Here is a 287-nt window from a genome sequence, read left to right as displayed (position 1 = left end):
GGTCGGCCACCTGCAGGGCGTGGTCAACACGCCCGAACTGCGTGAGGCCTACAACAGCAATCTGCCGCGGGTGACCCGCTTCGCCAGTGCGCTGGGCCAGAACCTGGCGCTGTATCGCCAATACCAGGCACTGGCCGCCAGCCCGGAGGCAGCACGCTTCGATGAAGCCCGGCGCAAGGTGCTGGACAACACGCTGCGTGACTTCCGGCTGGGCGGTGCCGAGCTGGCGCCGGAGGCGCAGCAGCGTTTCGCTGCGATCAAGGAGGAACTGTCGGCGCTGTCGGCCA

1 pseudogene is annotated in these 287 nt (G+C 68.3%); it reads left to right on the top strand.

What is annotated here, in order from left to right:
- Positions 1 to 287, top strand: a pseudogene (locus EN846_RS34650) (hypothetical protein); the annotation flags it as partial.

This window comes from Mesorhizobium sp. M4B.F.Ca.ET.203.01.1.1 (assembly GCF_004791025.1).
GTDB lineage: Bacteria > Pseudomonadota > Alphaproteobacteria > Rhizobiales > Rhizobiaceae > Mesorhizobium > Mesorhizobium abyssinicae.
Note: the sequence above shows the minus strand (reverse complement) of the source record. Positions and strands in the feature narration are given on the sequence as shown.